Source organism: Mesorhizobium sp. M2A.F.Ca.ET.067.02.1.1, assembly GCF_004023285.1.
GTDB lineage: Bacteria > Pseudomonadota > Alphaproteobacteria > Rhizobiales > Rhizobiaceae > Mesorhizobium.
The window spans coordinates 1-9,327 of the sequence record NZ_RZSB01000171.1; the positions used below are offsets into that span (position 1 = coordinate 1).

The following is a 9,327-nucleotide window of genomic DNA, read 5'->3' on the forward strand; positions in this document are numbered from 1 at the left end:
GCACGGGGAAGCGCGCATTGTCGAAGTTCAGGAACGGCAGCATCTTTCGCAGCGCCGCCTGGTCGAGCAGCTCGGCATCGATGCCGTTGATGCGCATCGTGTTGCCGCGCCGGGCGAAGGCGTCGCGCTGCGCGTCGGAGTGATAGAGGTTGAGCACGCCGCGCTGGCTGACCATGGCGTTGTAGTTGAGGTCCTGCTCCATCGTCTCCCACAGCTTCATCGACAATTCGTAGAAGCCGGTATTGCCGGGCAGGCCGTAATTGGAGCGGATGATGGTGGTGTTGCGGCCGGCGTTGCCGGAGCCGATCCAGCCTTTTTCGAGCACCGCGACGTTGCGGATGCCGAACTCGCTGGCGAGGAACCAGGCGGTGGCGAGCCCGTGCCCGCCGCCGCCGATGATCACCACGTCGTAGCGATCCTTGGGTGCTGCGTCGCGCCAGGTCGGCTGCCAGTTCTTGTGCCCGGAGAGAGCGGCGCGGGCGAGCGAGAAGATCGAGTGTTTCATAAAATCATTCCGAGGCCGCTCACCCTCAACGCTGGATGCTAGATATCCAGCGTGTGGTCGCGCTCCCACTGCGTGAAGTGCGAAGCATAGGAATTCCATTCCTGCTGCTTCAGCTTTAGATATGCCGACGAAAATTCCTCACCCAGCGCCGCCTTGAGCGATTTGTCGTTGTCGAATTCGCGCAACGCGTCGAGCAGGTTGAGCGGCAGTTTCGGCGCATCCGTGACGGTATGGCCGAACTGGTACATGTCGATGTCGTAGCGCTTGCCGGGGTCGGCCTTGGAGCGGATGCCGTCGAGGCCGGCGGCGATGATCACCGCCTGCAGGAGATAGGGGTTGGCGGCGCCGTCCGGCAGGCGCAGCTCGAAGCGGCCGGGCCCCGGCACGCGCACCATGTGGGTGCGGTTGTTGCCGGTCCAGGTCACCGTGTTCGGCGCCCAGGTCGCGCCAGAGATGGTGCGCGGCGCGTTGATGCGCTTGTAGGAGTTGACCGTCGGATTGGTGATCGCGGCAAGCGCCGACGCATGTTTCATGATGCCGCCAAGGAAGTTCCTGCCCTTGGCGGAGAGGCCAAGCTCTTCCGAATTGTCGGCAAAGACATTGGTCTTGCCGGCCTCGTCCCACACCGAGATATGCGCATGGCAGCCATTGCCGGTCAGGCCCTGGAAGGGCTTCGGCATGAAGGTCGCGCGCAGGCCGTGCTTCTCGGCGATCGACTTGACCATGAACTTGAAGAAGGAGTGCTTGTCGGCGGTCGCCATCGCGTGGTCGAAGGTCCAGTTCATCTCGAACTGGCCGTTGGCGTCCTCGTGGTCGTTCTGGTACGGGCCCCAGCCCAGCGCCAGCATGTGGTCGCAGATCTCGGCGATCACGTCGTAGCGGCGCATCACCGCCTGCTGGTCGTAGCAGGGCTTCGAGGCTGTGTCGTATTCGTCGGAGATCGCCTTGCCGTCGGGCGAGATCAGGAAGAACTCGGCCTCTACGCCGGTCTTGACATGCATGCCGTCGCGGGCCGCTTCGTCGATCACCCGCTTCAGCGTGTTGCGCGGCGCCTGGTCGACGAGCTTGTCATCCATCACGCAGGTGGCCGCCACCCAGGCGACGTCTTTCTTCCACGGCAATTGGATGACCGAATCCGGGTCCGGCACCGCCAGCATGTCCGGATGCGCCGGCGTCAGGTCGAGCCATGTCGCGAAACCGGCAAAGCCGGCGCCGTCCTTCTGCATGTCGGCGATCGCCTGCGCCGGCACCAGCTTGGCACGCTGGCCGCTGAACAGGTCGGTGTAGGAGATCATGAAATATTTGACGCCGTTCTCCTTGGCGAATGCGGCGAGATCGTTCCCCATTATAGTTCCTCGCTTATGTGGTCTTGGAAGTTGTCCTAGAAGCCGTTCTTTCCCGGTATCCAGTTGGTGCCGGCCAAAGGCACCCCGGCCATGGCGGCGGCTTCGATGGTAAGCGCAACGAGATCCTCGGGCTCCAGATTGTGCAGGCTGTTCTTGCCGCAGGCGCGGGCAATCGTCTGCGCCTCCAGCGTCATCACCTTGAGGTAATTCGCCAGGCGTCGTCCGGCCGCGATCGGGTCGACCCGCTTCATCAGTTCGGGGTCCTGCGTGGTGATGCCGGCCGGGTCGCGGCCCTCGTGCCAGTCGTCATAGGCGCCGGCTGTGGTGCCGAGCTCATTGTACTCCGCCTCCCAGCGCGGATCGTTGTCGCCGAGCGCGACCAGCGCCGCCGTGCCGATCGACACCGCATCGACGCCAAGCGCCAGCGCCTTGGCGACGTCGGCGCCGTTGCGGATGCCGCCGGAAACGATGAGCTGCACCTTGCGGTGCATGCCGAGGTCCTGCAGCGCCTGCACCGCCGGCCTGATGCAGGCAAGCGTCGGCTGGCCGACATTCTCGATGAACACTTCCTGTGTCGCGGCCGTGCCGCCCTGCATGCCGTCGACCACGACGACGTCGGCGCCGGCCTTCACAGCGAGTGCCGTATCGTAATAGGGCCGAGCGCCGCCGACCTTCACATAGATCGGCTTTTCCCAGTCGGTGATCTCGCGCAGCTCGAGAATCTTGATCTCGAGATCGTCCGGCCCGGTCCAGTCGGGATGGCGCGAGGCGGAACGCTGGTCGATGCCCTTGGGCAGGGTGCGCATCTCGGCGACGCGGTCGGAGATCTTCTGCCCGAGCAGCATGCCGCCGCCGCCGGGCTTGGCGCCCTGGCCGACGACCACTTCGATGGCGTCGGCGCGGCGCAGGTCGCGCGGGTTCATGCCGTAGCGCGACGGCAGGTACTGATAGACCAGCGTCTTCGAGTGGCCGCGTTCTTCCTCGGTCATGCCGCCGTCGCCTGTGGTGGTCGATGTCCCGGCGATCGTCGCGCCGCGGCCAAGCGCTTCCTTGGCGGGACCGGAAAGCGACCCAAAACTCATGCCGGCGATGGTGATCGGGATCTTTAGCTCGATCGGCTTTTTGGCATGGCGCGAGCCGAGCACCACCGAGGTGTCGCAGCGTTCGCGATAGCCTTCGAGCGGATAGCGCGAGATCGAGGCGCCGAGGAACAACAGATCGTCGAAATGCGGCAGCTTGCGCTTGGCGCCGGCGCCGCGGATGTCATAGATGCCGGTCGCCGCCGCGCGGCGGATTTCGGAAAGCGTGTAGTCGTCGAAGGTCGCGGATTTGCGCGGCGTCGTGGGAGGATTGTGATAGGCCATTTCTGTCCTCAATACGCGTCGGCGTTGTCGATGTTGAAATTGTAGAGCTTGCGGGCCGAGCCGTAGCGCTTGAATTCCGACGCCTTGACGCCGGTGACGCCGGCCTTGTCCAGCAGGCCCTGCAGCAATTCGATATGCTCGGGCCGCATCTCCTTGGCGATGCAGTCGGCGCCGAGGCTCTCCACCTTGCCGCGCACGAAGAGCCGCGCCTCGTAGATGGAATCGCCCAGCGCGTCGCCGGCATCGCCCAGCACCACGAGGTTGCCGGACTGCGCCATGAAGGCCGACATGTGGCCGATATTGCCGTGCACGACGATGTCGATGCCCTTCATCGAGATGCCGCAGCGCGACGAGGCGTTGCCCTCGATGACCAGCAGGCCGCCGCGGCCGGTGGCGCCGGCATACTGGCTGGCATCGCCCTTGATGACGATCGAGCCCGACATCATGTTCTCGCCGACACCCGGGCCGGCCGAGCCATGCACGGTGATCGCGGCGCCGTCATTCATGCCGGCGCAGTAATAGCCGACGCTGCCGCGCACATCGATGGTGACCGGCTGGTCGACGCCGACGGCGACCGAATGGCTGCCTTTCGGGTTGAGCACTTCCCATGCGGTCTCGTTCGAACCGGGCGTGAGCTTGTGCAGCGCCTGGTTCAATTCGCGCAGCGAATGTAGCGAGAGGTCGAAGATCCTCGCATCGCCCTGCTCGCGCTCGGCCTTCGACATTGGGGTTGCCGGCATCGGCTCAATGCTCCCAGAAATAGACGGTTGCGGGCTCGGGCTCCCAGACCCGCGCATTGTCGATGCCGGGCAGCTTGGTCAGCGCGCGATATTCCGAGCCGAAGGCGACATACTGGTCGGTCTCGGCCATCACGGCCGGCTTGCAGGCGATCGGGTCGCGCACCACGCCGAAGCCGTTCTTGGTGCCGACGACGAAGGTGAAGAAGCCGTCGAGGTCGGAGAGCGTGCCTTCCAGCGCCTCGCCCAGATTCTTGCCATGCGCCATCCGGTTGGAAAGATAGGCAGCGGCCACTTCGGTGTCGTTCTCGGTCTCGAACTTCATGCCGTCGCGGATCAGCTCGCGGCGCACATTGTTGTGGTTGGAGAGCGAGCCGTTATGCACCAGGCACTGGTCGGCGCCGGTCGAGAACGGATGCGCGCCCATTGTGGTGACCGCCGATTCCGTCGCCATGCGGGTATGGCCGATGCCATGCGTGCCGCTCATCGAGCGCACATGGAAGCGATCGATGACGGTTTCCGGCAGGCCGACCTCCTTGTAGATTTCAACCGCCTCGCCGGCGCCCATGATGCGGATGTCGGGCCTGAGCGTCTGCAGCGCTTCACGCGCGGCATCGACCTTGTCCGGCGTGGTCCTGATGACGGCGTGCGTCGAATTCACCGCCACGCTCACCGGCGCGCCGATCGCCTTGGCGAGTTCGGCGTCGAGGCCGCGGAAATCGCGATCTGCCTTCGGTGACTGCACGGTGACCTTGGCTTCATTGCCGGTGGCCGCGCCATAGATGGCGATGCCGGCGCTGTCCGGTCCGCGGTCGCTGAGCGACACCAGCATCTCCGACAGCATGGCGCCGAGCTTCGGCTCCAGCGCCTTGTCCTTCAAGAAAAGTCCGACGATTCCGCACATGCCAGCCTCCAACGTTTTTTGGCTCTCAGATGATGTACTCAATGAGCGAGCCGAATTCAATTGCTATGAAAGAAATTTTCCTGTGGTTACATGTTGGGCGGCACATCGCCTGCGGCACTATCGCCGCCCGGGCGCGCCTTGTGAACCCAGATCGCATGGCGGACACGTGCGATCTTGTAGGCGTCGAGGATCGAGAAAGCATAGATCAGGAAAGCGCCGGCATGGCGGCCGATGAAGCTGGCATCGGCCGGCGCCAGCTTGGTCGTTATCCAGCCAAGGATCACCATGAAGAACAGGAACTGCAGGCCGCGTACCGGCACGCCGAGCATGACGTGGCCGCTTGCCGGTAAAATGACCGCCGCGCCGAGCACGAGATAGGGATTGACGGGAGCAGGGGTGGCGGTTCCGTCGCTCATGCCGCCTGCCTTTCGTGCCGGTTGATGGCTTGGCGAAGCGTGGAGGCGGCCTCGAGCAGCCTTTCGATCAAGGCCGGATCGAGCCCGGCATCTCCGAACGCGGCCTGCCGGAAGACGCCGTAGCGCGCGCGCTCGGCCTCGGCCAGCAGCCAAACGATGCGCACGCCGTTCGGCGTGATCAGCAATTCCTTGGCGCGCCCCTCGGCAAAGATGTCGATATGCGCGGCGATCAGATCCTGCGGAAAGGCGACGCCTCTGCGGTCCGTCTTGAGCACCGCGTCGGCGGGAAAGCCGAGCACCTTCGGCAGCGTGTACGGCAGATGGTCGAAGTTGGAGAACGTCGTCGCGGAATTCGGCCGCATCATCATGTCGAAAATGCCCGGCACGGCGACCGGCTCAGTGATCGAGACGCTGAGCCAGCGCGTCGGCAGCTTTCGCGTCGCCAGCGTGTCGACGATGGTGCGCAGCTGAACGCGCTGGCCGTTCCACGTGCCGGCCCAGGTGACCACGCCGGCCGTGCCGCTGGAAATGTCGGCGGCATCGAGAACGACGCTGCAGACGCTCGCCGTGTCGGCGGCCAGAGCCGCCTTCGCCCTGTTGCGGCTGGCGCGCGCGAGCCAGGCAATATGGGCAACGACCGCCAATGCGATCGCCCCGGCAAGCAATATTGACGTCAGTTCCGACATTTCGACACGCCACGGCCCGCCGTCGAGAGGCGGGCCTTCACTCCACTCAATAACCCTGCGGCTTCGGCCACGGCATGGAGAACTGGTCGCCGCGCCGCACGAACTTGTAGCGATAGAAGTGGAACCATAGCGAGATCAAGAAATAGAACACCGTCATCGCGATCAGCTGTGAGCCGAAGCCCAGGAAGATGGCGAAGAACGTTACCATGCAGAGGCAGAAGAGCACGATCGCCGGCAGTGGATGGAAGGGATGCGTGTAGCCGCGGCGGATCGAGCCCAGCGGCCACTTCTTGCGGAACATCATGATGTTGATGCTCATGAAGGTGTATTGCAGCACGCCCGACAGGATCGAGAAGGTGATCGCCTGGTTGAGGTCGGCGATGAAGGCGAAGGCGAGCGCGATCGGCAGCAGGAACAGGATCGAGCGATAGGGCGTGCGGTATTTCGGATGCACCGCCGAGAACCAGCTTGGCAGGTAGCGGTCGCGGCCGAGCGAGAACCAGGCGCGCGCCGCGTCGTTGATGCAGCCATTGGCCGAGGCGAGCGCCGCCAGCAGCGTCGCGATGAACAAAAGGTTCTCCAGCAGCGGGCTGCCCGTGAGCTTGCCGGCGTCCCACAGCGGATAATAGGTGATGCCAAGATATTCCCAGGGCATCAGCGAGGCGCAGACATACCAGGTCATGGCGGCCGCGATCAAAAGCGTGATCATGCCGGCCATGGTGCCGTAGGGCAGGGAGCGCGCCGGCGAGCGCACTTCCTCGGCCGCCTGCGTGGTGCCCTCGATGCCGAGATAGTACCAGATGCCGAACTGGAAGGCGGCGATGACGCCGATCCAGCCATAGGGCAGCGCGTTGCCGGGGGTGACCAACTCGTTGAGCTTCAGCACCGCGCCCTGCGTCCACGGGCTGACGGAGAAGAACAGGATGACGATCGAGACATAGGCGATGGCGGTGATGACGAAGTTGACGTTGAGCGTCATCAGCACGCCGCGATAGTTGAGCCAGGCGAGCACGACTATGGTCGCGGCGATGAAGGAATTGTGCGTCAGCCCTTCGACGCCGGCCTTGGCAACGATCGTGTCGCCGAGTAGGATGGCGTCCGACACTTCGAGCATCGTGTAGGCGAACACCAGGAACAGCGCGACGTTGAAGGCCATCAGCGGCCCGACAATGTGCTTGGCCTGCGCGTACTGGCCGCCGGCGGCGGCCACGGTCGAGGTCACCTCCGAGTCGATCATGGCGACCGAGGTGTAAAGCAGTCCGACGATCCAGCAGACGATCAGCGCGGCCAGCGCGCCGCCCTTGTCTGCCGCGAAATTCCATCCGGTGAACTCGCCGACCAGCACGATGCCGACACCGAGCGCCCAGACATGGGCGGGGCCGAGCACCCGAAGCAACGAGACCCTGTCGCCGTGGATCGTCGTCGTCAGTCCCGTTTCAACCGCAGCGGTCATCGTCAGTCCCCACTCAGATCCGGTGTTTCTCGGAAACGGCTTCAAGCTCGCCTTCGCGCGAGGAGGTCAGCACGTCCTCGGAATAGGTCGTGTCGATCTTGAACCAGTCGTAGAGCATCCAGAGCGCAAGCAAGACCGAGATGCCCCAGCAGGCGTAGTTGATTGCCATCCACATGGATCTTGTCCCCGAATTACTTGTCGTCGAATTTTTCGTTGATCACCTCGCGATACTCGCGATCGGAGGCGCGGAACAGGAAGACGAAATAGGCGACCAGCACGATCGGCATGATGATCAGCGTCGGCCAGTCGATGATGTAGTGGAAACGGTTCTGGATGATGTCGTGCGCGGTCTCGGGCGTATAGCCGAGCTTCTCCCAGATCGAGGCCATGGTGGCGTTCTGGCCGAGCGCGTCCCAGGTCTTGGCGTCCAGGGGATCGATGGATTTCGCCGCGCCGGCGAGGCCGAGCTTCAGCGGCAGCCACAGCGCCACGAAGATAGCGACCACGACGACGGCGATGTCGAAAATCTGGCCGGCCTTGCTCTGTTTCGGCGGGATGTAGCGGGACATGGTCTTTCCCCCTCAGGACTTGCTGTTGCGGAACGCGTCGGCGTTCTTGATGTCGAGGCCGTAGATGAAGTCCTTGTCTTCCTTGTAGTGGTTGAGCATCGCCAGGATGGCGGCGGTGTTGAAGATCAGCACCGCGGCAGCCGCGATCACCACCACGAGCTTGATCCCGCTGTCGGGGATGTACGCCCAGGTCATCAGGAGGACGAAGAGGATCGTCGCCCACAGGCAGACGATCAGGAGCACGGATCCGCGCACGTCGGAACGGTACAGCGCTTCGATGCGCTGCTGCAGGTCGGACATCGGTTTTTCCCCTTCTGGCGACGTCCGGCCCCGAAATCGACCGGGCGTCCACTCTTTCTAGAGAGTGAAATTTTTTTCATAAATTCCGACCGATCTTCGAAATTGTCAAGCCGGATTTACGCTTCGTAAGGCGTTTGTCCACGGGCAAGAAATTTGCCTGACAATGAAATTATTTGCTTCAAGGGGATTGCAGGGCTCCGCCGTTTGCGGTCAATATTCGAGTAAGCTCCGCCGCCAAGCAGGAGCAGGGAACAGCAACCGCTTAAAGCGACCTAATCGCACGGAGGACGATCGGATGACGGCATCCTGGAGATTCTCGACCCTGGCGGATCGCCATCGCGCGCTCGGCTCGAAACTCGAGGACTGGAGCGGCATGGGCACCGCCTGGACCTATGACAAGGACGCCGACGAGGAATATATCGCCATCCGCACCAAGGCCGGGCTGATGGACGTCTCCGGCCTGAAGAAGGTCCACATCACCGGCCCGCACGCCTCGCATCTGATTGATCTCGCCACGACGCGCGACGTGGAGAAGATCTATCCCGGCAAGTCGGCCTATGCCTGCATGCTGAACGAGGCCGGGAAGTTCACCGACGACTGCATCCTCTACCGCATCAGCCCGAACTCGTGGATGGTCGTGCACGGCTCCGGCACCGGCCATGAGGAGCTGCAGCGCGCTGCCATTGGGCGCGACGTCTCGCTGCGCTTCGACGACAATCTGCACGATTTGTCGCTGCAGGGGCCGACCGCCGTCGACTATCTGGCCAAGCATGTGCCGGGCATCCGCGACCTTCCTTATTTCCATCATATGCAGACGCAGCTCTTCGGATTCCCGGTGATGATCTCGCGCACCGGCTACACCGGCGAGCGCGGATACGAGATCTTCTGCCGCGGCCAGGACGCCGGCACGATCTGGGACAGGATCCTCGAGGAGGGCAAGAGCGCCGGCATCATCCCGTGCCGCTTCACCACGCTCGACATGCTGCGCGTCGAGAGCTATCTGCTCTTCTACCCCTACGACAATTCCCAGAAATATCCGTTCGAGAA

The 9,327-nt window shown here is 63.5% G+C and carries 12 protein-coding genes; 1 reads left to right on the plus strand and 11 read right to left on the minus strand.

The annotated features are described in order from the left end of the window. From EOA28_RS14310 to EOA28_RS14360, 11 genes are all read right to left on the minus strand, one after another. Positions 1–505: FAD-dependent oxidoreductase (locus EOA28_RS14310; protein WP_128314980.1), on the minus strand; the 505-nt coding region annotated here is incomplete at its 3' end. 38 nt (positions 506–543) lie between these two features. Then, positions 544–1,851 carry a type III glutamate--ammonia ligase gene (gene glnT, locus EOA28_RS14315; protein ID WP_126078672.1) on the minus strand — a complete coding sequence of 436 codons (1,308 nt, stop codon included), beginning with the start codon at positions 1,849–1,851 and terminating at the stop codon, positions 544–546. Between the two features lie 35 nt (positions 1,852–1,886). Next, complete coding sequence (locus EOA28_RS14320; RefSeq protein WP_127250307.1) at positions 1,887–3,215, minus strand: FMN-binding glutamate synthase family protein; 1,329 nt, start codon at positions 3,213–3,215, stop codon at positions 1,887–1,889. An 8-nt stretch (positions 3,216–3,223) separates the two neighbouring features. Beyond that, complete coding sequence (locus EOA28_RS14325; protein ID WP_127250308.1) at positions 3,224–3,955, minus strand: GXGXG domain-containing protein; 732 nt, start codon at positions 3,953–3,955, stop codon at positions 3,224–3,226. 4 nt (positions 3,956–3,959) lie between these two features. Further along, on the minus strand, positions 3,960–4,856 hold the full coding sequence (locus EOA28_RS14330; RefSeq protein ID WP_127250309.1) for a glutamine amidotransferase family protein: 897 nt from the start codon (positions 4,854–4,856) through the stop codon (positions 3,960–3,962). A gap of 86 nt (positions 4,857–4,942) precedes the next feature. Further along, positions 4,943–5,272 carry a hypothetical protein gene (locus EOA28_RS14335; RefSeq protein WP_127250310.1) on the minus strand — a complete coding sequence of 110 codons (330 nt, stop codon included), beginning with the start codon at positions 5,270–5,272 and terminating at the stop codon, positions 4,943–4,945. After that, positions 5,269–5,958: a hypothetical protein gene (locus tag EOA28_RS14340; RefSeq protein WP_189342043.1), complete on the minus strand. Its 690-nt coding sequence runs from the start codon at positions 5,956–5,958 to the stop codon at positions 5,269–5,271. The genes EOA28_RS14335 and EOA28_RS14340 overlap by 4 nt, the downstream gene beginning before the upstream one ends. Before the next feature lie 46 nt (positions 5,959–6,004). After that, a complete protein-coding gene (locus tag EOA28_RS14345; protein WP_126078667.1) occupies positions 6,005–7,411 on the minus strand; it encodes an amino acid permease in 1,407 nt (468 codons plus the stop codon). A gap of 13 nt (positions 7,412–7,424) precedes the next feature. Next, complete coding sequence (locus EOA28_RS14350; RefSeq protein ID WP_042645899.1) at positions 7,425–7,586, minus strand: hypothetical protein; 162 nt, start codon at positions 7,584–7,586, stop codon at positions 7,425–7,427. A gap of 16 nt (positions 7,587–7,602) precedes the next feature. Further along, the gene (locus tag EOA28_RS14355) at positions 7,603–7,980 is read right to left on the minus strand and encodes a hypothetical protein (protein WP_127250311.1); all 378 of its coding nucleotides are present in this window, start codon (positions 7,978–7,980) and stop codon (positions 7,603–7,605) included. A gap of 12 nt (positions 7,981–7,992) precedes the next feature. After that, a complete protein-coding gene (locus EOA28_RS14360; RefSeq protein WP_126062327.1) occupies positions 7,993–8,280 on the minus strand; it encodes a hypothetical protein in 288 nt (95 codons plus the stop codon). A gap of 295 nt (positions 8,281–8,575) precedes the next feature. On the opposite strand from EOA28_RS14360, the gene EOA28_RS14365 reads away from it, so the two are divergent. Then, a partial coding sequence (locus EOA28_RS14365) for an aminomethyltransferase family protein (protein ID WP_148670717.1) occupies positions 8,576–9,327 on the plus strand: 752 nt, incomplete at its 3' end.